The following is a 22,557-nucleotide window of genomic DNA, read 5'->3' as shown; positions in this document are numbered from 1 at the left end:
AGGCTTACTTCACCGCCAGCCGCAAGAAGCTCATGACGCTGCCGAGCGCGGCAAAGCCGGCGCCGAGCGCCAGCGCCACTGTCGCACCGTTATGTCCGGCCATGGCAAAGCAGGCCGCGGCGAGTGCGGCGCCGGTCGTCTGTCCGGTCAGGCGCGCGGTAGCGACGATACCGGAGGCGCTGCCGCTGCGATGCGGCGGCGCGCTTCCCATCAGCGCCTTCATGTTCGGCGCCTGGAAGAAGCCAAACCCCATGCCGCAGATCATGATGCGCCAGACAATATCGGGGATGCTCGGGCTCGCCGGAAGCAGCGCGAGCAGCGCCATGCCGAGGCCGAGCAGCACGAGGCCGATGCCGCCCAATAGGCCGACCGGATGGCGGTCGGACAGGCGTCCCGCAATCGGCGCCATGATGCCGACCACCAGCGGCCACGGCGTCATGAAGAAGCCGGTCTCGACCTGCGAACGTCCCAGCACGTCCTCGAAATAGAACGGCAGCGAGACGAAGGCGAGGCCCTGCACAGCGAAGGAGCAAACGGCCGTCGCCGCCGACAGCGCGAACATCGGCCGGCCGAACAGGTCGATCGGCAGCATCGGCGCCGGATGATCGGCATGGCGGCGGGTCAGGATGAAGCCGAGCGCGATGGCCGCGACCAGTTCGATGCCGACGACAACCGGCGACAGATTGTGCGCGGCGCTGCCGACGCCGGTGATGAACAGGCCGAGGCATGCGGCGGCGAGAAGCGCGCCGAGGAAGTCGAAGCCGTGATCGGCCCGCGGCGTCTTCGGCAGCATCGCAAAGCCGATGCCGATCGCAACGAGGCCGAATGGGATGTTGACGGCGAAAAGCCACGGCCATGGGCCGACCGCGAGGATGGCGGAGGCGATCGACGGTCCGAAGGTGAAGGCGGTCGCGACCACCAGCGCGTTGTGGCCGAAGCCGCGGCCCTGCATCCGCCCGGGATAAACGAAGCGCACCAGCGCCGTGTTGACGCTCATGATGCCGCTGGCGCCGAGGCCCTGCAGCGTGCGTGCGACCAAGAGGCTATCGAGCGACCACGCCACCGCGCAGAGCAGCGAGGCGATGGTGAACAGGACCAGGCCGCCGAGATAGATGCGCTGGTGCCCGACGATCTCGCCGAGCGCCCCGAGCGGCAGCAGCGTCGCCACCAGCGCGATCTGGTAGACGTTGACCACCCAGACCGACTGCTCCGGCGTGACATGCAGATCGGCGGCAATGGCGGGCAGGGCGATATTAGCGATCGCGGTGTCGAGCGAGGCCATCGCCAGCGCGGTGAAGATCGCGGCAATCGCCCAGCGCCGCTGCGTGACCGGAAGGCCGTCGGCAATGGGATGGTCGGGTTCGCGCGCTGCGGCAGGTAACGTGATTGTCATTGCGTCAGCGCGTTGCTCCGGCGGCGTGGCCAAAAGGGACTTTTGGCATGTACTACGCCGAAGCCGCCTTCCACAGGCATATGCTTGCATGCTGTGTATGCGCGAAGGTCAGGCGATGTCGCCTCGTGCCGGCGTATGATCGCGCCGTGACTGCAATTTTGGGGAAACGCCATGCAAATCGTCGTTCTGCCGGGTGACGGCATCGGGCCCGAGATCACGACCGCGACATCGGGCGTGCTGCGCGCGGCCTCCGAACGCTTCCAGCTCGATCTGCGGCTCGAGGAGCACGCGGTCGGCCATGCCAGCCTGAAGCTATCAGGCACCACCGTGCGCCCCGAGCTGCTCGACATCGTCCGCGCCGCCGATGGCCTGATCCTGGGCCCGACCGCGACCTTCGACTTCAAGGACGAGGCGCATGGCGAGATCAACCCTTCACGCTACTTCCGCAAGAGCCTCGACCTCTACGCCAATGTCAGGCCGGCGCGCACCTATGCGGGGCGGCCGGGCCGCATCGGTGATTTCGACCTCGTCGTGGTGCGCGAGAACACCGAGGGGTTTTACGCCGACCGCAACATGGAGCAGGGCAATGGCGAGATGCTGGTCACGCCTGACGTCGTGATCTCGCTGCGCCGGATCACGCGGCTCTGCTGCGAGCGCATCGCGCACGCCGCCTGCCGCCTGGCGATGAAGCGACGCAAACATCTCACCATCGTGCACAAGGCCAATGTGCTCAAGATCGGCGACGGCATGTTCCTCGACATCTGCCGCGCAGCGGCCAAGACCTATCCCGGCCTTGAAGTCGACGACATCCTGGTTGACGCCATGATGGCGCATGTGGTGCGGAGCCCCGACCGCTTCGACGTGATCGTCTCCACCAACATGTTCGGCGACATCCTGTCCGATCTCACCGCCGAACTCTCCGGCAGCCTCGGCCTCGGCGGCTCGCTCAATGTCGGCGACCGCTACGCGATGGCGCAGGCCGCGCACGGCTCGGCGCCCGACATCGCGGGGCAGGACGTCGCCAATCCGGTCTCCCTGATCCTGTCGACCGCGCTGCTGCTGGCCTGGCACGGCGAGAGGAGCGGCGCCGCCCGCTATGAAGAAGCGGCGCGTGCGATCGAGGCTGCGGTGGCGAAGGCGCTTCGCGAGGGCAGGGCGACGCGTGACGTCGGCGGCAAGCTCGGCACGATCGCGGCAGGCGCTGCGATCGCGGAGATCCTGCAGGCGGAGTGAGGGGCTTCTTCGCGTTTTTTGTCGGGGTTCAAAACAAAAAATCGAAAACAACCCCATGCACAGTAGAGGGCCCTTGATCGACACGGGATTTTCGGGCGTGCCGCGACGACGTGCGTGACTGCGGTCACGTTGACACGTCGGGCAAAACACCGGCAGGATGTGATCGTCGCGGATCGCGGCGTGAATGCGTTCGCGGCGACGGCGCGCACTTGGAGTGGGTTGAACCTATGAAGTCTGAGACGGATGGCATCAACCCCGCCGCCAGGCCGAGCGGAACGGGCTGCGTGGAATGCTCGGCTGCGGGCGGGTGGTGGTTCCATCTTCGCAGATGTGTCGAGTGCGGTCACATCGGCTGTTGTGATGCGTCACCCAATCAGCATGCATCGAAACACAACGCAGCAACAGGTCACCCGATCATCACGAGCTTCGAGCCGGGCGAACGATGGTTTTACGACTATCGCACGGGTGAGGCTTTCGCCGGTCCGAAGCTACCAGGCCCGCTCTCCCGTCCGCTGGATCAGCCGGTGCCCGGGCCGGCGGGGGCGGTGCCTCCAGACTGGCAAACGCTGCTCCATGACTAGGCCGTAGCTCTTTTAGCTATCGGCGGGTGTCCTGAAACTTGTCGGCCCAGACCGGTCGGCTCACGCGATCATTCATGCCGGGGCCGCAACGTCGGTGCGCCGCGGCAGCGATCTCGCCGTCCGCACCTGCCTCTCATTCGACCCATGAAGCCCAAATTCTCGCCATGGGCCTTGGCTTGCCCATTTCGACGGCTTGGAATATGTATAGACATGTTCGTTGAAGGTTGATCGGCATGGATGATCGCGTGCTCGTGTTCGACGGGATAGGACAGGACTTTCCGTCGCCGGGGCAGCGAACGCAGATCCGTGTGCTGGACGGGATCAGCTTCGAGGCCGCCCGCGGCAAGTTCATCGCGGTGATCGGACCGAGCGGCTGCGGGAAAAGCACGCTGCTCCAGATGGCCGCCGGCCTGCTCTTTCCAACGCGCGGGACGGTCCATCACCGTGGCCGCAAGGTCACGTCGGTCAATACCGAGGTGGGCTTCGTGCCGCAGCAGGCGCAGCTGTTGCCCTGGAAGACTCTTGCCGAAAACGTCGAGTTGCCGCTGGTGCTCCGCGGCGTCCCCGCGCACGAACGGCAAAAACGGGTTGACGATGTCCTTCGGTCTGTTGGCCTGACGGGGTTCGAGCAGCATTATCCGAGCCAACTCTCCGGCGGCATGCAGAAGCGCGGATCGATCGCGCGCACGCTGGTCTATCGCCCCGACGTGATCCTGATGGACGAGCCGTTTGGCGCTCTCGATGCCCAGACCCGTATGGTGATGCAAAGCGATCTCCAGACCCTGTCTATGGAAGCCGGCGCCACCGTCATATTCGTCACCCATGACATTACCGAAGCCGTGCTGCTCGCCGATAACGTCGTCGTGCTGAGCCAGAGGCCCTCACGGCTGCTCGCCAATATCGAGATCAGCCTGCCCCGGCCGCGCAACATGTTCGAGCCGTTCAAGAACCCCAGCTTCGATGCCGCCTACGACGCCGTCTGGACCGAATTTCGTTCCCAGCTTCAAGCCGGACAGATCCATTGAGCGAGCAGCAGGCATGAGCGAAGCTGCATCCCGGTCTTCGATCGCGTCAACGCGTGCGGGCGGCGGACCGGGCTTGATCGGTGCGAAAGCTTTGCAATGGCTTGCGAAGCTCCTGCCGGGTATCGCACTTCTGGTTTGCTGGCAGTGGGCCTCGGGGCGGTTGATCAAGGAGATCTACGTCAGCAAGCCGACGGCGGTTGCCGCGCGCCTGTACGAGTTGTTCGCCTCCGGCGAAATCTATCCGCATCTATGGATCACCGGGCAGGAGCTCGTGCTCGGTTACGTTATCGGCGTCTCAGGCGGTGTTTTCGCCGGTTACGCGCTTGGTCGCTCGCCGCGGCTTGCCCGGATATTCGAGCCCTATGTGATGGCCTTCTACGGGGTTCCCAAGATCGCGCTGGCACCGCTGTTCATCATCTGGTTCGGCATCGGCATCGGATCGAAGGTCGCGCTTGCCTCGATCATGGTGTTTTTCCTGGTCTTCTACAACGTGTTCGCCGGCGTCCGCAGCGTCGATCGCGAGCTCGTCAATCTCACGCTGGTGATGGGTGCCAACCAGCGCCAGCTGACCTATCACGTCTTCCTGCCCGCCGCCGCCCCGTTCGTCATGCTCGGCATGCGGCTGGCGATTCCTTACAGCGTCATTGGTGTCATCGTCGGCGAGTTCACATCGTCGATGCAGGGGCTCGGCCTGTTCATCCATGAGGCGTCGTCGACCTACGATCCTGCCGGCGTTTTCGCGGGGATCGTCATCCTGCTCGGCTTCGTTACTTTTGCAAACCTCGTTGCCGGCGCGATCGAGCGTCGCCTTCTGCGCTGGCGAACATTGTCGGGTTCAGGCCCGATCGACGCTTGAATCGGGAGAATTGATCCATGCGCGTCACGATGAAATGGGCGAGGGCGGCCACGGTCGCCGCGGCAATCGCCTTGCTGCCCAGCCTCGCCGAAGCCCAGCAGGCGGTTCGCATCGGATTGGGAGCCCCGACGTTAAGCTTCCTCCCGGTCTGGTCGGGGCGCGCGCTCGACACGTTCAAGCCGCAAGGCCTCACCGCCACGATCGCCGCGTTGCCCGGCGGCGATGCGTCCGCACTCGCGGCGCTCGATGCGGGTGATATCGATCTGGCCGCAGTCGGTCCGGATTCGATGCTGCGTGCGGTGGCCAAGGGCCAGCCGTTCGAGATCGTCTATTCGTTGATGTCGAAAGTGACGCTGCAACTCGTCGTGTCCAAGGACTTCCTCGAACGCGCCGGCGTGAAGCCGACCGATCCCCTGCCGAAGCGGCTGGCCGCCCTGAAGGGCGCGACGTTCGGCGCGACCGCGCTCGCCGGCGCACAGGAGGCCGCGGCGCGCTGGCTCGCCGGTCAAGGCGGGCTCGATGCGAAAAACGATATCAAGGTGGCGCAGGTCGGCAGCCCCATCGCGATCCAGGCGGCGCTCGAGGCCAAGCGCATCGATGCCTTCGTTCTTTCTCCGCCCGAGGGATTTCTTGCGGAGAAGGCGGGTACTGGCCTCGTGCTCGTCTCGATGGGCGATGAATTCCCGCTTCTCGCCAAGCAACCCTATCTCGTCCTGGTCGCAAAGAAGCCGATCAGCCCTGGCGCCTCCGAACTGATCCAGAAGACGGTCAATGCGATGCAGGCGGCAAGCGCAGCCGTGCTCGACAAGCCAGCCGAGACGGCTGACGCGATCCAGAAGCAGTTCTTCGCCAAGGCCGATCCGCAGGCGATCGCCTCGGCGGTCAAGAGCATGAGCAGCGGTGTGGCGGGCCGCGGCGCGATCGACGTCGACGGCATGAAGAACGCGCTGACCTTCAACAAGGAGGTAGGCAACAATTTCGGCAAGGAATTCGACGCCGCGGCGACCAAGGACGATTTGTGGACCAACAGCTTCGTGGACGCGGCGAAGGCCAAATAGAGCAGGCGGCGCCTAGCCTGGTTGCGCATAACCGGCGGCGCGCGCTTCGGCATCCCAGCGCAACGTGAGCTCGTAGCTGGCAAGGTCGACGGCAGCGAAGGCGTCGAGGCAGAGTCGCTCGCGGAGGGATGCGCAGGCGGGAACCGCTGCAAAGCCCCAAAGCGCCGTCTGCAGTGCGGCGATAACGTCGTCGGGGCACCCGCCTGCCGCGACCAGAAAGGGGATCGGCGCAAGGTCGGTGGTCGCGACGATGCGGATCTGCGAGTCGAGTAGCGGATCGTGGCGCAGCATCAAATCCAGCGCATAGCTGTCGAGCGGACCAACGTCGATCTCATCGTCGAGAAGCGCCCTGATGACCCGGCCTGGTGTCGTGAGGGGCCCGACGCTTTCGCGATAAAGGTTCGCACCGCGTTGTCGATAATGCGGCAAGAGATGGTGGCGCAGGGCGTTGTAACCCGAATGCGAGTCCGGGACGGTGAAGCCAAGCCGGCCGCCGAACGTGTCTTCAAGCGATCGAAATCGGGAGTCGGCACGGACGACAAGGCGCGTCGCATACACCGGCATCCCGCCGTAGAGCGCGCCGAATGGAACAGGCGCGGCGACAGGCCGGGGGCGGTCGGCCGCGAGCATGAACGGAAATCCGCACATGAAGGCGGCACCGAGGTCCCTGCGCGCCCACAGATCGGACAGCGGTAGCGGGAATGCATGATCGATGACGTCAAGGGCAATCCCGCTCTCGCGCGCCAGCCAGTCGAACAACTCGGTCCAGGCCGCAGCCGCTGCAGGCACGCCCGAATACATCCGCGCGTTCGCGACGTAGTACAGCGTGGACGGCCGTGCGCCGCCAGTCATGCAAACCGCAGACGTTGGCCGATGCCGAGACGCTCGGCCTTCTCCAGCATGGCATGACCCAGTGCGATGTCGGAGAGCGAAAGCCCGCGATGCCAGAGCAGATTGGTCTCCGCGTCGCTTTCGCGGCCAGGTTTCAGCCCGGCGACGATCTGTCCAAGCTCGGCGTGCAGCGTCTTCTCGGACAGCTTGCCGGCCTCGACGTGCGCGCGGAGGCTGCCGAACTTGCCCCCTTTGCACTGCCCCCAATCGTCGACCACGAGCTTGGCCATGATATCGGTCAGTGAGAGCTCGATCGCGCTCATCGTGCCATAGGGGACGACGAAGGCGCCCTTCTTGATCCATTCGGTCTTGAGCATGGGCGCCGGTTTGTCGAGACGGGACGCCTCGACGACGATGTCGGCGCCTTCGAGGCAGGACTGCCAATCCGCGGTTGCGATGACCTTCTTTCCGAGATCGCGCGAGAGCCGTTCGGCAAAGCCATTACGGCTGTCTTCTCGCCGCGAATGGACCCGGATCTCGTCGAAGTCGAAGAGATGATCGAGCAATCGCACGTTCCAATAGGCGGTGCCGCGCGCCCCGATATGTCCCAGGACTTTCGAGTTCTTTCGGGCGAGATATTTGGCGCCGATCGCGGTGACCGCACCTGTGCGCATGTCGGTGATGCCGCTGGCGTCCATGATCGCTTTCGGCGCACCGTTTGACGGGTCGAACAGGGTCAATATTCCCAGCTCCGAATGGAGGCCGAGCTTGTAATTGTCGACGAAGTCGCCGACGACCTTCACACCGGCCCTGTCGATAGGCGCCTTGATCGCCCCGCGAAGCACGTTGAAATGACCGTTGGCCACGCCCGGTTCGAGATGGACTCGCGGTTCGATGACCGTGTCGCCACGGCCTTGCGCCGCCAGGCTAGTCTCGATCGCGGCCAGGATCTCCTCGTCGGTGATCTTGAGCTCATCGATGTCGAGGCGATTCAGATAGGCGATGTAGATCGGCGGCATGGCGAGGCTCCCGAGAAGACGGCTCCGGAATATGTCTAGACATTAAAGGGCCCGCGGGGGCTGTCAACGCACACGGCGTGGAGCGACCTATGCGGCCGGGAGGGAGGCCGTTGACGGGTGATCCCGTGCTCGCCGATCCCGCGCGACAAGCCTTTTGCGAGGCGTGCAGGGCGGCCTCCGCGGCGTGCCACGCTGGCTCCGTCGATGGGTTTCGATGCGCTCAACCCCATCCGCTTGTACCACGCGCGGTGCCCGCTTCATGCCGTCCAGCGGCGCGTCTCCCTGGCTACGTTTGAGCCAGATCAACACTCCCCCGTTCGCCCGCCGGACCTTTCCATCAGCATCCATGGAAAGGGCGGCCGATATGCAGACTCTGCTCAGGGAAATCCGGGATACCCCTTTGCTCTCGATGCTGGTGTTCGTGCCGATCGTGCTGGTGGCCGAGGCGGCGGCGCCGCATTCCCACACGCTGCTGTTCGTGCTGGCGGTGCTTGCGATCGTGCCGCTGGCGGCGCTGCTCAGCCATGCCACCGAGGCGGTCGCCGCCAAGACCGGCGATGCCGTGGGCGGACTGCTCAATGCCACGCTCGGCAATCTGACCGAGCTGATCATCGCCATCGCGGCGCTGCGCGCAGGCCAGTACATGCTGGTGAAGGCATCGATTGCGGGTGCGATCGTCACCAATGCTGTGTTCATGCTGGGCGCCTGCCTGCTGCTCGGCGGCCTGCGCTACCACGTGCAGGAGTATAACCGCGCCGGCGCGCGGCTTTCGTCCGGCCTGCTGCTGATGGCGACCGTCGCCCTGCTGGCGCCTTCGGCGGTCGCCGATCTCGAGCCCCTGCCGCAGGACGGCGGGATCATCCACAAGCTCAGTGTCAGCATTTCGGTCCTGCTGATCATTGCCTACGGGCTCGGCCTGTTGTTCTCACTCGGGACGCACAAGGAATTGTTCGCAAGCACCGATCACGGCGATGACAAGGAGGCGCACTGGCCGATCGGAGTAGCCGCCGGCACGCTGCTGGTCGTCACCGTGCTGGTCGCGCTGGTCAGCGAAATCTTCGTGGAATCGGTGCAGAAGGCGGCGGAAACCTTCGGGATGAGCCCGGCCTTCGTCGGCTTCATCGTCGTCTCGCTGGTCGGCGCCGCCGCGGAATTTGCCGTGGCCTTCGGCGCGGCGCGCAAGAACCGGCTCGATATGGCTGTCAGCATTGCGCTCGGCAGCGCCTCCCAGATCGCGCTGTTCGTGGCCCCCGCGCTGGTGCTGCTCAGCTACGTCGTCGGGCCGAAGCCGATGGACCTGCAGTTCTGGCCGGGCGCGGTGACCATGGTGATGATCGCAACGGTCACGTCCGCGTTCGTCACCGCGAGCGGACGCTCGGCCTGGTTCGTCGGCGCCCTGATGATCCTCATTTACGCGGTGTTCGCGCTGACCCTCTATGTGGTCCCGCCGGCGGGCGAGGGATGAAGTGCGCAGGATGGGTAGAGCACCTGCGAGACCCATGACGTTTCAATTTGGACGGCGATCGATGGGTTTCGCTGCGCTCTACCCATCCTACGGGCTAGAGCATTTTCGGTTCTGATTGAATCAGAACCGAAGCTCTAGATTCTTGTTTTGACGCGGTTTCTTCACGCGAACCGGCTTCCACTTCGCTCGAAAACGCTCTAGTAGGCCCAATAGCTGCCGGAGGGCGCGCAATAATCGTCGGCGTAGCCGTAGCTGCCGCCATAACCGTAATACGATGCGGACGGGTAGCTGTAGCCGTAGCTGTAGGCGGGATAGTAGCCACCATAGCCGCCGTAATAGGCGCTCCGCGCGATCGCGCCGCCGACCACGGCGCCGGCGACGCCATAACCGAGGCCGCGATAGCCGTAGCCGCGATAGCCCCAGCCTCCGCGATAACCCCAACCGCGGTAGCCGCCGCCGCGATAGCCGTAGCCGCCGCGCCAGCCGCCGACCCAACGCACTTCGGTCGTGGCCTGATCGACCATCGATTTCATCGCCGACAGATGCGTGGGGATCGGCCCGGCCTGGGCGCCCGTGCCGAGAAGCAAGGTGCTTGCCGCAGCGAGCATGAGGCGACGCAGGAAGTTCGAGGAGGTCATGATCGATCATCTCCTTGGCTATGGGGCGGCGCTTGTGCGCGGCCATCGACAACCATTCCGGAATGGCGGTGCCGTGGCAAGCTTGATCTAGATCAAGCATCCGCCGCCAGGCGCCGCCTGCGCAGGCCTCGTTACGCGGGCGCGTCCAGCGCCTTCAACTCGTCCGCCGCGGTGATGATCGCATTGCGGATTATCAGGAAATACTCCGCATCGATCCGGGAGGCGAGCCAGTCCAACTCTCCCCTGTAGCCGTGTTCATTCTCCTTGCGGACCACGCCTTCCTCGATCAGGGCTTCGAGGCAGCGGCGGACGTTGGAGCGCGGCAATCCCAGATGCCTGGACAGGTCGGAAGCCGTCAAGGGCGGTGCGCCGAGATCGTCGGCGACGCGGATCGCCAGCGCCGTCAGCAGCTCTTCAAACACCGCCCCGAGATGCTTGCGCGCGTAGCCACTGCGCATCGCCACGAAGCAGGCCACGGTCAAGCGGCCGATGATCGCCGATTGCTTGTGACGCTTCGCCAATGCTGGATCTGAATTGTCTGAGGTTTTCCCGGCCATTTTCGCCACTCTCGTTTTTGCTTGCATTTGTGTTTAGCGGGGGCATCTTCGTTTGCAAAACGCGCGGAAAACGCGAAGCAGAAAACGCGGATGTGTCAGCTGGAGTCAAAGCGACCGTGCATAGAAGTCTGCCCTCTGCCGTAGAGTGCCGCGCACTCGCGAGGGCTTTCAAGCGAAAGGCGACCGAAGCAGGTCTGCCCGCCAGGACTGCCACCATCCTGAAGAGCATATCACGCAGCCTCAGCGCACTGGCGAGCCAGCTCGAGATGCTGAGCGACACGGCCGCAACCAAGCCGCCGATGTCGCCTCACGGCCCTTAGCTGTGATCCTTTAGCCATGGCCCTAGGCTGATTTGTCATCAGACAGCGGTTCGCGCCGGGTCGGACGCCTCGCGCGAGGAGGCGCGGGTTCCGTCTTAAGGTTGACTGGTGAGGTTAATATCGTCGTCCATTTGTCGATCCGCATTGGGCTCGTTATCCCTGTCATCCGTCAGGGACCAAAATGCTTGATAGAACCGCCACGCAAGCAGCGCCTGTCAGCGTTCAGCGCCGGCAGACCAGCGACTATCTGGTCGCGCTCGCGTTCTTTGGCGCGGTCGGCAGCGCGATGATCGCCTGGATCGGCGCGATCGCCTGGGTCAGCTGGCGTGTCCTCGCATGGACGTTGTCTTGACACGAGCCTGGGATCACCATGGACGACTTTGAAGGCCTCTCCGATCATTTCATCCTGCGGATGTACGAGTTCATCCGCAACGAGGTGCAAGCCGATGCCTTGGCTGGCACCCGCCTCGTAGGTGTCCCTGCAAAGCAGCGCGCGGACCGCCTGCTTCGCGAGATCGGCCGCCGCGGCCTGGTCTGCAGGCCGATCGACTGGCCGGCCTATCTCGCCGCACCGGACGACCTCCTCGACGCGCGCGCGCAGCTGCGGAAGATCACATCGGTCTGACCGCGCGCTCTGCGGTGCAAGTCCTGCACCGGCCGCATGGTCGCCCCTCGTCGCCTCTTATCGACCCTTGGCGGATTGTCGTCCCATCGCTAGGATCGCCGATATTGATCCTAAGTCATTTTCGGAATTCCAGATGAGCGCTCGCTATTTCGAGTTCACCACGAATGCCAAAGGCATGATCATCCTTCCCGGACTTTCCCCGGACGAGACCTTCGAGCTGGAGCAACTGCTCCATCAGAACGACGATCTTCGCAGCCCGCCTGATCGGGTCAGGCTGGAGGCGCTCTGCGAAAAGCACTGCCGCGCCGCCAAGAGCAGCGTCGCGCCTTAAGTGCGACGGCCGCGATCTTCAGATCGTGACCGACTTCAAGAAGCAACGGGAAGCCGGTCAGCGCAACGAGGCTCGAGCTCCCGCCCTAGAACTGATACCTCCGTAATCCCCCGTCCACCGGGATCACCGTGCCCGTGATGTAGCGCGCCACCGGCGAGGCCAGGAACACCGCGAGGGCTGCGAGATCCTCCGGCTCGCCCCAATAGCCGACCGGGATCTCTTCCTCGGCGAAGCGTTCGCGGTACTCCGGCGGATAGTTGCGGCGGATCTGCTCGCTCATGATGCGGCCGGGCGGGATGCAGTTGATGGTGATGCCGTGCTCGCCGATCTCGCGCGACAGGCCCTTGGCCCAGGCGTGCACGGCGGCCTTCGCCGCGAAGGCGGCGTTGAGGCCTTCCGGCTCGGACTTGCCGGTGATGTTGACGATGCGGCCCCATTTGCGCGCGATCATCTGCGGCAGCAGCGCGTGGGCGATGCGGCGGTAGCTGGTGAAGTTGAGCGCGATCGCCTCGTCCCATTTGCTGTCGGGCGCATCGACGGGGAGGGGGCGGCTGCCGCCGGCATTGTTGATGAGGATGTCGACATGGCCGAGCTCCTTCAGCGCGAACGCCGCGATCTTCTCCGCGGCGTCCTTTTCCATCACATCCTGCTCGAACGGCGTGATCAGCCCGGAGCCGACCTCCTTCACGAGTTCGGCGAGCAGGTCGGTGCGCCGCGCAACACCGACGACGCGCACGCCTTCGGCAGCGAGGCCCTTGGCGATGGCACGGCCGATGCCGATGCTCGCTCCCGTCACGACTGCGGTTTTCGATTTGAGCCCGAGGTCCATAACAACGCCCTCTTGTTTTTTTGCTTGTTGCCGTTCGTTTCCTGCCCGTCCCGCCGGCTTTGCGAATTGCCTGATCAGGACGAGCAGTGGTAACCAAGAGCGACAGCGAAGGAAACATGAAAAAGAAAAGGCGCATGTAATGGTCTGGGATCCGCAGCAATATCTGAAATTCTCTGGCCACCGCTTGCGGCCCGCCGTCGACCTGTTGATGCGAATTCCCGATGTTGGCCCGCGCACGGTCGCCGATCTCGGTGCCGGTGCCGGCAACGTCACAAAACTGATCAGGGAGCGTTGGCCGGATGCGGTCGTGACCGGCGTCGAGGGTTCGGCCGAGATGGTCGCGGCCGGCCGCAAGGCGGCGCCTGATGTGGAATGGTCACATGAGGACCTCGGCCAGTGGCGTCCGGCGAAACAGTATGATTTGATCTATTCCAATGCCGCACTGCACTGGCTGCCCAATCATGCGGCACTCTTCCCATCGGTGATGGAGAAGGTGAAGCCCGGCGGCATGCTCGCCGTGCAGATGCCGCGCAACTTTTTGGCGCCGTCGCATGTGCTGATCGGCGAGACCGCGCTCAACGGACCCTGGCGATCCAAGGTCGAGCATCTCGTCACGCCGCCGCCGGTGGAGGGGCCGGCCTTCTATCATGATCTCCTTGCTTCGAAGTCAGCCAATATCGACATCTGGGAGACCGAGTATCTCCAGGTGCTCGAAGGCGAGAACCCCGTGAAGGAATGGACCAAGGGGACCTGGCTGACGCGCTATCTCGACGTCCTGCAGGGCGAGGAGAAGGCGGCGTTCGAAGCGGCCTACGGGGAGCGGGTCGCGAAGGCGTACCCGAAGAATGCCGCAGGACAGACGCTGTTTCCGTTCCGCCGTCTGTTCATGGTCGCCCAGCGCAAAGGCTGATGGCATTGCCGCAATGCGACATAAGCGCTCGCTCCATTGGCGTGGAGCGGGTGCCGGGTTGCACATGCGGCACTCGTCAAGATAGCTTGCCTGCGGCAAATTGGGCTTAGGTCTAGTTGGCAGGGTGGCGGATTGCTGCCACTACTGGGGACGCAAAACAAAAAAGACCCTGTTCTCTGGGGTTATTGGGGAGGTCCTTCATGCGCAAACTGCTTCCTGCGGTCGCAGCGGCGACGCTTGCTTTCGCGACGTTCCTCGTGGTCCCCGCCTTCGCCCAGAGCCCCATCATCATCAAGTTCAGCCACGTCGTCGCCAATGACACCCCGAAGGGGAAGGGCGCGCTGAAGTTCAAGGAACTCGCCGAGAAATACACCGACGGCAAGGTCAAGATCGAGGTCTATCCGAACTCCTCGCTCTACAAGGACAAGGAGGAGATCGAGGCGCTCCAACTCGGCTCGGTGCAGATGCTGGCGCCCTCGACCGCGAAATTCGCCCCGCTCGGCATCAAGGAATTCGAGGCGCTCGATCTGCCCTGGCTGTTCAAGGACGATGCGACCTATTCCAGCGCGATGAAAGGCACGGTCGGCAAATGGCTGTTCCAGAAGCTGGAAGCCAAGGGCATCACCGGGCTCGCTTATTGGGACAATGGCTTCCACATGGTGTCGTCGAACCGTCCGCTGATGAAGCCGGAGGACTTCAAGGGCCTGAAGTTCCGCATCTCCGGCTCGAAGATCGCCGACCAGTATTTCCGTCTGCTCGGGTCGATCCCGCAGATCATGGCGTTTTCCGAAGTCTACCAGGCGCTGCAGACCGGCGTGGTCGACGGCTGCGAGAACACCGCGTCCAACTATCTGACGCAGAAGTTCTACGAGGTGCAGAAGGACATCACCGTGTCCTATCACGCGCATCTGCAATATGCCGTCATCGTCAATTCGAAATTCTGGTCCGGCCTGCCGCCCGACATCCGGGCCCAGCTCGAGAAGGCGATGAACGAAGCGACCGACTACACCAATCTGATCGCGCATCAGGAGAACGAGGATGCGCTCGCCGAGATCAAGAAGACCGGCAAGACCACGCTGCATTATCTCAGCGACGCCGACCGCAAGGCATGGCAGGAGGCGATGCAGCCGACTTATAAATGGGCCAAGGGCCGGGTCGGGCAGGAAGTGCTCGATCTCGTTGCCAAGGAACTCGACGTCAAGATGAACTGACGCGTTTCCTGAAGAACAATACCAACGGTCGGGAGTGCAAGCACTTCCGGCCGTTTCGTATCGATAGGGGGATCTTGATTTGCTTCGCGTGCTCAATTCGGCGCTCAACCATCTCGAAGAATGGTTGATCGCGACGCTCATTGCGGCTGCAACCGGCCTGATCTTCATTGCTGTTGTGCACCGTTACGGCGCCGGCGAATCGATCGCCCTTTCCAGATGGGCGGCCGCGCACGGGATGAGCTGGCTGGCATCGCTGTCGATGGCGGTGTTCACCTTCCTGTCCGAGCTCGATTTGTCCTGGGCGCAAGAGCTCTGCATCTACATGTTCATCTGGATGGCGAAGTTCGGCGCGGCCTATGGCGTGCGCACCGGCATCCATGTCGGCGTCGACCTGCTGGTCAACCGCCTGCCGGAGCATTCGCGCAAGCACGTGATCCTGTTCGCGCTGCTCTGCGGCGCGCTGTTCACCGGCATGATCGCCGCCTTCGGCGCCTCGTTCGTGCGCGAGATGTTCCACACCGGCCAGCAGTCCAACGATCTGGAAGCGCCGATGTGGTTCGTCTATCTGGCGATCCCGCTCGGCTCGGGCTTGATGTGCTTCCGCTTCCTCCAGGTCTCGTGGATCTACTATTGGACCGGCGAGCTGCCGCATCACGACGAGAGTCATGTCGAGGGCGTCGAGGCCGACGCCTCGCCGGCGCTGCATCCGCAACCCGCCGGTGCCGCAACCCGGGCCGCCGCGCGAAAAGTCTCGCCGCTCGGCGTCATCCTGATCATGGCGCCGGTCCTGATCTTCATGATGTGCCTTGCCGAAAAGTTCGGCGTGGTGGTGCTGCCGCACTGGATGCGTGCCGCGACCGTGTTCGCGCTGCTGATCGCGCTGATGCTGACCGGCATCCCGGTCTCGATCGCGCTCGGCCTCACCGTGATGACGTTCCTGTTCACTCTGACCACGGTGCCGATCGAGGCGGTCTCGATGAAGCTCTTCACGGGCATCGAGGGCTTCGAGATCATGGCGATCCCGTTCTTCATCCTCGCCGGCAATTTCCTCACCCATGGCGGCGTCGCGCGCCGCATGATCAATTTCGCGACCTCGTTGATCGGTCACTGGTATGGCGGCCTCGGCCTCGCCGGCATCGTCGCCTGCGCTATGTTCGCGCTGGTCTGCGGCTCGAGCGTCGCGACGGTGGCCGCGATCGGCGCCATCGTGCTGCCCGAGATGGTCCGGCACGGCTATCCGATGCGCTTCGGCGCCGGCATCATCACGGTCGCCGGCTCGCTCGGCATCCTGATGCTGCCGTCGATCCCGAAGATCGTCTACGCGGTCTCGACCAACACCTCGATCGGCGCGCTGTTCGTTGCAGGCCTGCTCCCCGGCATCCTGCTGACGACCATGCTCTGCATCGTCACCTGGTGGCTCGCCCGCAATCGCGACTATCCGCGGCTGCCGAAAGCGACCTGGGGCGAAACCGTCCGCACTTTCCGCGAGAGCATCTGGGGATTGATGCTGGTCGTCATCATCATCGGCGGCATCTATAGCGGCCTGTTCACCGCCACCGAGGCGGCCGCGATGGCCGCGGTCTACTCCTTCGTCATCGCGGTGTTCGTCTACAAGGCGATCAAGATGGTGGATGTGCCGCGGGTGCTGCTGCGCGCCGCCAACACCAGCGCGATGCTGCTCTACATCGTCACCAACGCGGTGCTGTTCTCCTTCGTGCTCTCCAACGAGAACCTGCCGGCGACGCTCGCCGACTGGATCGCGGCGCAGAATCTCGGCTGGGTCGGCTTCCTGCTGGTGGTCAACATCCTCTTGCTGCTCGCCGGCAACTTCATGGAGCCGAACTCGATCATCCTGATCATGGCCCCGATCCTGGCGCCGGCAGCCAAGAAGCTCGGCATCGACCTCGTCCATTTCGGCATCGTCATGGACGTCAACATGGAGGTCGGCCTCTGCCATCCGCCTGTCGGCCTGAACCTCTACGTCGCATCCATGATAGCGCGAATGCGCATCACCGATCTTGCGGTCGCGGTGATGCCGTGGCTGATCACCATGCTCGGCTTCCTCGTCATCGTGACCTATTGGCCGGATTTGACGCTGTGGCTGCCAAGGGTGCTGGGGATGCACTAGCGTTGCCGCATGGACGGTGCACCCTCTCCCCTTGCGGGAGAGGGTGGCTCGCCGCATAGCGGCGAGACGGGTGACGGGCTATCCATCCTCACGAGCACTGTTGTGAGCGGAGAGAGATCCCTCATCCGGCGCCATAGCCGAAGCGTCGCTTCGGCGTCCTCTTAAGAACGGCGGCCATGGGCCGCCTATGCCACCTTCTCCCGCAAGGGGAGAAGGGAAGGGCACCTGTGCTGTCTCGGTCAGCGATGGCAATCATCCGCGAGATGCGGTTAGATGCCGCGCATCAGGCCGGGAGGACGCAAGATGACTGAACTCAGCAGCGAGCCGAAGGACGCAACGCCGTCCGTCATCGCGCAGCATGAGAGCATGCTCAACGCGCTGCCGTTTTCCGACACACGGGATTTCGACGATGCAGCGCGCGGCTTTCTCGGCACGATCGACAACGCGAAGGTGACAAATCCGCAAGGGCGCACGGTCTGGAGCCTCGAGCCTTACGGCTTCCTGTCTGCCGAGCAGGCGCCGCCGACGGTCAATCCCAGCCTGTGGCGGCAGTCGCGGCTCAACATGCAGCATGGGCTGTTCGAGGTCGTGCCCGGCGTCTACCAGGTGCGCGGGCTCGACATCGCCAACATGACGCTGATCGAGGGCGATCGCGGCGTCATCGTGGTGGACACGCTGACCTCAATCGAAGGCGCGCGTGCCGCGCTCGACCTCTATTTTGCGCATCGCGGCACGAGGCCGGTTGCGGCCGTGATCTTCACCCATACCCACACCGACCATTGGGGCGGCGCGCGCGGCGTGCTGCAGGAAGATGCTCTCGCGACCGGGCGTGTGCCGATCATCGCGCCGAACCTGTTCATGGAGCACGCCGTCTCCGAGAACATCATCGCGGGCCCCGCGATGCTGCGCCGGGCGCAGTACCAATTCGGGCCGTTCCTGGCCAAGGGGGCACGAGGCCAGGTCGATTGCGGCCTCGGCAAGTCGATGGCGGCGGGCGCGGTCGCGCTGCTGCGTCCGACCGATCTGATCATGGCGACCGGAGACAGGCGCGTCATCGACGGCGTCGAGTTCGAATTCCAGATGGCGCCGAACAGCGAAGCGCCGGCGGAGATGCACTTCTTCATCCCGCGCTACAAGCTGTTGAACCTCGCCGAGAACTGCACCCACAATTTTCACAATCTCTTGCCGTTCCGCGGCGCCGACGTGCGCGACGCGCTGGCCTGGTCGAAATACCTGAATGAGGCCTTGCAGCTGTGGGACGGCAAGGCGGAGGCGATGTGCGGTCAGCATCACTGGCCGGTGTGGGGACGCGAGCGCATCGGCACCATGATCCGGCAGCAGCGCGATCTCTACAAGTTCGCGCATGACCAGACCATCCGCCTGATGAACCACGGCCTCACGGCGACGGAGATCGCCGAGACGATCCAGTTGCCAAAGAGCCTCGAAGGCGCCTGGCACGGCCGCGGCTATTACGGCCATATCAGGCACAATGTGAAGGCGATCTACCAAAAGTATCTCGGCTGGTATGACGCCAACCCAGTCAATCTCGATCCGCTGCCGCCGGTGGAATCAGGCAAGAAGTATGTCGAGTACATGGGCGGCGCCGACGCGATCCTGACGCGGGCGCGTGCGGATTTCGACAAGGGTGAATTCCGCTTCGTCGCGCAGGCGCTCGGCCATCTCGTCTTCGCCGAGCCGGACAATCAGGTGGCGCGCGCGCTGCTGGCGGACACGCTGGAGCAGCTCGGCTATGCCGCCGAGAGCGCGACGTGGCGCAACGCCTATCTGTTCGGCGCGCAGGAATTGCGCCAGGGCATGCCGAAGGCCCTGCCGCGTCCGCCGATGCCGCGCGAGACGCTGGCCGCGCTGCGCACCGGGCAGCTCTGGGACGTGCTCGGCATCCGCCTCAACGGTCCGAAGGCGGAAGGAAAGCGCATCGTGCTGAACTGGAGCTTTTCGGATACCGGCGAGACCTTCGTGCTCAATCTGGAGAATTGCGCGCTGACCTATACCGAGGGCGTGCAGGCCGAAGGCGCCGATGCCAGCTTCACGTTGGCGCGCGCGACGCTCGATGAGGTCATTGCGAAGCGGACGAGCTTTCCGGAAGCGGTGGCGGCCGGCAAGATCAAGCTGTCGGGCAACCCGATGAAGCTCGCCGAGCTGATGGGCCTGATGGATGAGTTTCCGCGGATGTTCGAGATCGTGGAGCCGAAGCGGACGGTGGTGGTGTAGGGCGCGTTGAACGCGCGGCACACACAACTCTCGTCCCGGGGCGCGCGCAGCGCGAACCCGGGACCCATAACCACAGGGAGGAATTTTGTACGAGACCGGTCACTCCGAGTCGTCGCCAAACAACGCCCTGTGGTTATGGGTCCCGGATCGGCGCTTCGCTTGTCCGGGACGACACCGTTTGTGGAGCCGCTTACTCCGCGCTGCTCACCAGCTTGATCCGCGGTGCTTGCTCCTCGGTCAGGCTGCGATAGGCCGCGAGATAGTCGAGCGCCATCCGCCGCGCGGTGAAGCGCGACTCAAACTGCTTGCGGATCGCGGAGCGATTCAGGCTCGGAAGACGGTTGACCACACCGGCCGCGCTGAGGATGTCCTCGACCACGAAGCCGGTGAGGCCCTCGTCGATGATCTCCGGCACGGAGCCGCGATTGAAGGCGACGACCGGCGTCCCGCAGGCCATGGCCTCGATCATGACGAGGCCGAACGGCTCCGGCCAGTCGATCGGCAGCAGAAGTCCGAGCGCGCCGCTGAGGAAGTCCGACTTCTCGTGGTCGCTGATCTCGCCGATGAACTCCACCAGCGGATTGTTCACGATCATCGGCTTGATCAGCTCGTCATAATAGTCCTGGTCGGCGCGATCGACCTTGGCCGCGATCTTCAGCGGGATGCCGCAATGGGTCGCGATCTTGATGGCGCGGTCGACGCCCTTCTCCGGAGCGATGCGGCCGAGCACGGCGAGATATTCCTGCTTGGCCGGCTTCGGCGTCAGCAGATTCTCGGGCAGGCCGTGATGGATCGTCGTCACCCAGTTCGCCTGCGGCACCGGCCGCCGCTGCGCGTTCGAGATCGAGATCACGGGCATCTTGGAGAAGGTGTCGAACACCGGCTGATGCTCCGGCAGGTCGAGCCGGCCGTGCAGCGTGGTCACAAACGGTGTCGGCTGCCGGTAGAACAGCGACCAGGGATAATAGTCGAGATGAAAGTGGAGGAAGTCGAACTCCTCGTCGTCACATTTCTGCCGCACCCGCTCCAGCAGCACCATGTGCAACGCGTTGGGATCGCGCACGGAACCGTCGAGGCGCAGCGCTCGCGGCCATAGGGCATCCAGCTTCGCCGACGTCTTCGAGTCGCCGCTGGCGAACAGTGTGACGTCGTGTCCAAGGGCAACCAGCTCTTCCGTCAACCAATGCACCACCCGCTCGGTGCCGCCATACAGCTTGGGTGGAACAGCCTCCGTCAACGGAGCTACCTGCGCGATGCGCATCTCACCTTCTCCTCTGCGATCATGAATATTGAAAACCCCCAGCGCGTACGGCACCGGCAATGCCAGCTAAGGGAACGTTCCCGCAGTTGCGAAGTTCCTCTCAACAAACGTTACTTATTGGACACATCTCGCACCTGTCTCGATGCTGCCATCTCGTCTTCGCAGATCGTCCGCATCCGCATGTCGTGATCAGCCTGCCCGGGAACCGAGGCGAGCTGGTCGATGTTCTGTCGGTCAGCCACAAAACTGGAAATCATCACACGGGGTCGAGTGCCATATGGATCAGCTTTCTGGATACGCGCGCAGGCCATTTGCCTTTGTCTTGCGCTATCTTCGGCGTCGTCTCGCGTCGCATCTCGTGATCCTGACTGCTGTCGTCGCAGCCGTTGCCTGCTCCGTGGGCACGCAGTACGGCGTCAAATCTCTCGTCGACAGTCTGTCGTCGGGAACATCGCATGGTGGTAGCGTATGGCTGGCATTCATTTTGCTCATGTCGCTGATCGCTGCCGACAACTTCCTGTGGCGGATCGCGAGCTGGACCGCGAGCTTCACCTTCGTTCGTGTCACGGGCGATTTGCGCCGTGACATATTTCGTCACCTGACGGGACACGCGCCGAGCTATTTCTCCGACCGCATGCCAGGCATGCTGACGAGCCGCATCACGGCGACCTCGAATGCGGTGTTCACCGTCGAGAACATGTTCGTCTGGAATGTGCTGCCGCCATGCATTGCCACAGTTGCGGCAATCATGCTGATCGGAACCGTCAGTCCTTATATGGCGCTCGGCCTGATCGTGATCGCCGGCGGGATGGTGATCGCGATGTTCCATCTGGCCGCGGCGGGCAAGCCCCTGCATGACGATTTCGCCGACAAGGCGGCCGTGGTCGACGGCGAGATGATTGACGTCATCAGCAATATGCCGCTGGTCCGCGCCTTCTGCGGCATCAGCCACGAGCACGAGCGGTTCGACGCTACCGTCAACCGCGAGCTTACCGCGCGCGGCCGCAGCCTGCGCTATCTGGAGAAGCTGCGGCTCACCCATGCCGGTGTGACAGTCGTCCTGACCGTTGCGCTGATGGCCTGGGCGATCACGCTCTGGCAGCAGGGTGAGGCGACCACCGGCGACGTCGTGCTGGTCTGCACCCTCGGCCTGTCCATCCTCAACGCCACGCGCGATCTCGCGGTGGCGCTGGTCGACGTCACCCAGCATGTCGCACGGCTGACCGAGGCCATCGCGACCCTCCTGGTGCCGCATGAGCTACGCGATCACCCCGAGGCGGAGCCGCTGGTGAAGAGCGGCGCGGCGATTGCGTTCAACAACGTCACCTTCGGCTATCCCGGCGGCGAGAAGATCTTCGAGCGGTTCAGCCTGCGGCTGCAGCCCGGCCAGCGCGTCGGCCTGGTCGGCCAGTCCGGCGGCGGCAAGTCGACCCTGTTCACGCTGCTTCAGCGCTTCTACGACGTCGACGAGGGCAGCATCACCGTCGACGGCCAGGACGTCTCGATGGTGACCCAGCTCAGCCTGCGCGAGGCGATCTCGGTCGTGCCGCAGGATATCTCGCTGTTCCACCGTTCCATCCGCGAGAACATCCGCTACGGCCGCCCCAACGCGACGGACGACGAGGTGCTGCGCGCGGCCATTGCCGCCCGCTGCGATTTCGTGGAAACTCTGCCTGAGGGGCTCGACACCATGGTCGGCGACCGCGGTGTGAAGATGTCCGGCGGCCAGCGCCAACGCATCGCGATCGCACGCGCCTTCCTGAAGGATGCGCCGATCCTGCTGCTGGACGAGGCGACGGCGGCGCTGGACAGCGAGTCGGAGGAAGCGATCCGCGAGGCGCTGTCGCGCCTGATGCGCGGCCGCACCGTGATCGCGATCGCGCATCGGCTCGCGACGCTGCGCAATTTCGACCGTGTGATCGTGCTGAGGAATGGCAAGATCATCGAGGACGGCGCGCCCGACCGCCTGATGCAGGGTCACGGTCCGTACCGTGAGCTGGTGACGCAGGAAATGAGCCGGCTCGCGAAGTTCGCCGCGTAAACCCAACAGTTGC

Annotated in this window: 21 protein-coding genes and 1 pseudogene; 15 read left to right on the top strand and 7 right to left on the bottom strand. The window is 64.0% G+C overall.

Features of this window, described 5'->3' with window-relative positions; translation table 11 throughout:
- Positions 1–4 precede the first annotated feature (4 nt).
- Entirely contained in the window at positions 5–1,393 is a 1,389-nt protein-coding gene (locus tag BRAGE_RS0125155) for an MFS transporter (protein WP_027558427.1), read from the bottom strand.
- A 171-nt stretch (positions 1,394–1,564) separates the two neighbouring features.
- Here BRAGE_RS0125155 and BRAGE_RS0125150 point away from each other — a divergent pair, with 171 nt between their 5' ends.
- The 5 genes from BRAGE_RS0125150 (at position 1,565) to BRAGE_RS0125135 (ending at position 6,146) form a co-directional block, all read left to right on the top strand.
- Positions 1,565–2,626: an isocitrate/isopropylmalate dehydrogenase family protein gene (locus tag BRAGE_RS0125150; RefSeq protein ID WP_027558428.1), complete on the top strand. Its 1,062-nt coding sequence runs from the start codon at positions 1,565–1,567 to the stop codon at positions 2,624–2,626.
- Between the two features lie 227 nt (positions 2,627–2,853).
- Positions 2,854–3,207 carry a UBP-type zinc finger domain-containing protein gene (locus BRAGE_RS53005; protein WP_084334227.1) on the top strand — a complete coding sequence of 118 codons (354 nt, stop codon included), beginning with the start codon at positions 2,854–2,856 and terminating at the stop codon, positions 3,205–3,207.
- Between the two features lie 245 nt (positions 3,208–3,452).
- Positions 3,453–4,232: an ABC transporter ATP-binding protein gene (locus tag BRAGE_RS49210; RefSeq protein ID WP_159073921.1), complete on the top strand. Its 780-nt coding sequence runs from the start codon at positions 3,453–3,455 to the stop codon at positions 4,230–4,232.
- Between the two features lie 13 nt (positions 4,233–4,245).
- Positions 4,246–5,088: an ABC transporter permease gene (locus tag BRAGE_RS49205; RefSeq protein WP_051378009.1), complete on the top strand. Its 843-nt coding sequence runs from the start codon at positions 4,246–4,248 to the stop codon at positions 5,086–5,088.
- Positions 5,089–5,105: 17 nt separating this feature from the next.
- Complete coding sequence (locus tag BRAGE_RS0125135; protein ID WP_027558430.1) at positions 5,106–6,146, top strand: ABC transporter substrate-binding protein; 1,041 nt, start codon at positions 5,106–5,108, stop codon at positions 6,144–6,146.
- A gap of 12 nt (positions 6,147–6,158) precedes the next feature.
- Here the strand turns inward: BRAGE_RS0125135 and BRAGE_RS49200 are convergent, their stop codons facing one another.
- Both BRAGE_RS49200 and BRAGE_RS0125125 read right to left on the bottom strand, forming a co-directional pair.
- Positions 6,159–6,998 (bottom strand): phosphate/phosphite/phosphonate ABC transporter substrate-binding protein, encoded by an 840-nt coding sequence (locus tag BRAGE_RS49200; RefSeq protein WP_051378007.1) that lies wholly within the window; start codon positions 6,996–6,998, stop codon positions 6,159–6,161.
- Positions 6,995–7,996 (bottom strand): ornithine cyclodeaminase family protein, encoded by a 1,002-nt coding sequence (locus BRAGE_RS0125125; protein ID WP_027558432.1) that lies wholly within the window; start codon positions 7,994–7,996, stop codon positions 6,995–6,997. The genes BRAGE_RS49200 and BRAGE_RS0125125 overlap by 4 nt, the downstream gene beginning before the upstream one ends.
- Before the next feature lie 364 nt (positions 7,997–8,360).
- On the opposite strand from BRAGE_RS0125125, the gene cax reads away from it, so the two are divergent.
- The gene (gene cax, locus BRAGE_RS0125120; protein WP_028146356.1) at positions 8,361–9,461 is read left to right on the top strand and encodes a calcium/proton exchanger; all 1,101 of its coding nucleotides are present in this window, start codon (positions 8,361–8,363) and stop codon (positions 9,459–9,461) included.
- A 197-nt stretch (positions 9,462–9,658) separates the two neighbouring features.
- On the opposite strand, the gene BRAGE_RS49195 is transcribed toward cax, so the two are convergent.
- Both BRAGE_RS49195 and BRAGE_RS0125110 read right to left on the bottom strand, forming a co-directional pair.
- Positions 9,659–10,099 (bottom strand): hypothetical protein, encoded by a 441-nt coding sequence (locus BRAGE_RS49195; RefSeq protein ID WP_027558434.1) that lies wholly within the window; start codon positions 10,097–10,099, stop codon positions 9,659–9,661.
- Positions 10,100–10,230: 131 nt separating this feature from the next.
- Positions 10,231–10,656, bottom strand: a complete 426-nt coding sequence (locus BRAGE_RS0125110) for a helix-turn-helix domain-containing protein (RefSeq protein WP_231164372.1) — start codon at positions 10,654–10,656, stop codon at positions 10,231–10,233.
- Between the two features lie 501 nt (positions 10,657–11,157).
- Between BRAGE_RS0125110 and BRAGE_RS54750 the strand changes: the two genes are divergently transcribed.
- The 3 genes from BRAGE_RS54750 to BRAGE_RS0125095 all read left to right on the top strand — a co-directional run bounded on the left by BRAGE_RS54750 (position 11,158) and on the right by BRAGE_RS0125095 (position 11,932).
- Positions 11,158–11,328: a hypothetical protein gene (locus BRAGE_RS54750; protein ID WP_156950872.1), complete on the top strand. Its 171-nt coding sequence runs from the start codon at positions 11,158–11,160 to the stop codon at positions 11,326–11,328.
- 18 nt (positions 11,329–11,346) lie between these two features.
- The gene (locus tag BRAGE_RS49190) at positions 11,347–11,601 is read left to right on the top strand and encodes a hypothetical protein (protein WP_063617168.1); all 255 of its coding nucleotides are present in this window, start codon (positions 11,347–11,349) and stop codon (positions 11,599–11,601) included.
- A gap of 133 nt (positions 11,602–11,734) precedes the next feature.
- Positions 11,735–11,932 carry a hypothetical protein gene (locus tag BRAGE_RS0125095; RefSeq protein WP_027558436.1) on the top strand — a complete coding sequence of 66 codons (198 nt, stop codon included), beginning with the start codon at positions 11,735–11,737 and terminating at the stop codon, positions 11,930–11,932.
- 85 nt (positions 11,933–12,017) lie between these two features.
- Here the strand turns inward: BRAGE_RS0125095 and BRAGE_RS0125090 are convergent, their stop codons facing one another.
- Positions 12,018–12,761: an SDR family NAD(P)-dependent oxidoreductase gene (locus BRAGE_RS0125090; RefSeq protein WP_027558437.1), complete on the bottom strand. Its 744-nt coding sequence runs from the start codon at positions 12,759–12,761 to the stop codon at positions 12,018–12,020.
- A gap of 139 nt (positions 12,762–12,900) precedes the next feature.
- On the opposite strand from BRAGE_RS0125090, the gene BRAGE_RS0125085 reads away from it, so the two are divergent.
- The 5 genes and pseudogenes from BRAGE_RS0125085 to BRAGE_RS0125070 all read left to right on the top strand — a co-directional run bounded on the left by BRAGE_RS0125085 (position 12,901) and on the right by BRAGE_RS0125070 (position 19,242).
- Positions 12,901–13,671, top strand: coding sequence for a methyltransferase domain-containing protein (locus BRAGE_RS0125085; RefSeq protein ID WP_027558438.1), 771 nt, complete (start codon positions 12,901–12,903; stop codon positions 13,669–13,671).
- A 200-nt stretch (positions 13,672–13,871) separates the two neighbouring features.
- Positions 13,872–14,882 carry a DctP family TRAP transporter solute-binding subunit gene (locus tag BRAGE_RS0125080; protein WP_027558439.1) on the top strand — a complete coding sequence of 337 codons (1,011 nt, stop codon included), beginning with the start codon at positions 13,872–13,874 and terminating at the stop codon, positions 14,880–14,882.
- Between the two features lie 235 nt (positions 14,883–15,117).
- A pseudogene (locus BRAGE_RS57740) lies at positions 15,118–15,486 on the top strand (TRAP transporter small permease); the annotation flags it as partial.
- 240 nt (positions 15,487–15,726) lie between these two features.
- Positions 15,727–17,010 (top strand): TRAP transporter large permease subunit, encoded by a 1,284-nt coding sequence (locus BRAGE_RS57735; RefSeq protein ID WP_027558440.1) that lies wholly within the window; start codon positions 15,727–15,729, stop codon positions 17,008–17,010.
- A gap of 303 nt (positions 17,011–17,313) precedes the next feature.
- The gene (locus BRAGE_RS0125070; RefSeq protein ID WP_027558441.1) at positions 17,314–19,242 is read left to right on the top strand and encodes an alkyl/aryl-sulfatase; all 1,929 of its coding nucleotides are present in this window, start codon (positions 17,314–17,316) and stop codon (positions 19,240–19,242) included.
- A 190-nt stretch (positions 19,243–19,432) separates the two neighbouring features.
- Here the strand turns inward: BRAGE_RS0125070 and BRAGE_RS0125065 are convergent, their stop codons facing one another.
- Complete coding sequence (locus tag BRAGE_RS0125065) at positions 19,433–20,503, bottom strand: glycosyltransferase family 4 protein (RefSeq protein WP_027558442.1); 1,071 nt, start codon at positions 20,501–20,503, stop codon at positions 19,433–19,435.
- Positions 20,504–20,780: 277 nt separating this feature from the next.
- Here BRAGE_RS0125065 and BRAGE_RS0125055 point away from each other — a divergent pair, with 277 nt between their 5' ends.
- The gene (locus BRAGE_RS0125055) at positions 20,781–22,544 is read left to right on the top strand and encodes an ABC transporter ATP-binding protein (protein ID WP_027558443.1); all 1,764 of its coding nucleotides are present in this window, start codon (positions 20,781–20,783) and stop codon (positions 22,542–22,544) included.
- Positions 22,545–22,557 lie beyond the last annotated feature (13 nt).

Origin of the sequence: Bradyrhizobium genosp. SA-4 str. CB756 (assembly GCF_000473125.1) — a bacterium.
GTDB lineage: Bacteria > Pseudomonadota > Alphaproteobacteria > Rhizobiales > Xanthobacteraceae > Bradyrhizobium > Bradyrhizobium arachidis.
This window is presented reverse-complemented; position numbering and strand designations above follow the sequence as displayed.